This is a genomic window from Salmonella sp. SAL4457 (genome assembly GCF_046548235.1).
GTDB classification, from domain to species: domain Bacteria; phylum Pseudomonadota; class Gammaproteobacteria; order Enterobacterales; family Enterobacteriaceae; genus Salmonella; species Salmonella enterica.
This window is the reverse complement of the sequence record NZ_JBGDZO010000470.1, coordinates 1-273: the sequence shown is the minus strand read 5'-3', so window position 1 is coordinate 273 and position 273 is coordinate 1. Positions and strand designations below refer to the sequence as shown.

Genomic DNA, 273 nt, shown 5'->3' with positions numbered 1-273 from the left:
GATCTCACCGAGCGCATCGACAAGCTGCTGCTGTTGCGCGACCAACTGGACGGCTGCATCGGTTGCGGCTGCCTGTCGCTCCAGGCCTGCCCGTTGCGCAACCCCGGCGACCAGCTTTCCGCCGAGGGGCCGGGAGCGCACTGGCTGGACGCCGAGGGCCGCGAGCACGACGGCTAGGCAGCGGTCAGCCGTGGTGCTGGCGGTCGGCGACGGCCGGGCTGTCCTGCAGGTTGTCCGGCGGGATCGCCAGGGCGCGTAGCGATCCGGCCATGA

Annotated in this window: 1 pseudogene; it reads left to right on the top strand. The window is 71.8% G+C overall.

Features of this window, described 5'->3' with window-relative positions:
• Positions 1-177, top strand: a pseudogene (locus ACLJNW_RS25090) (hypothetical protein); the annotation flags it as partial.
• Positions 178-273 lie beyond the last annotated feature (96 nt).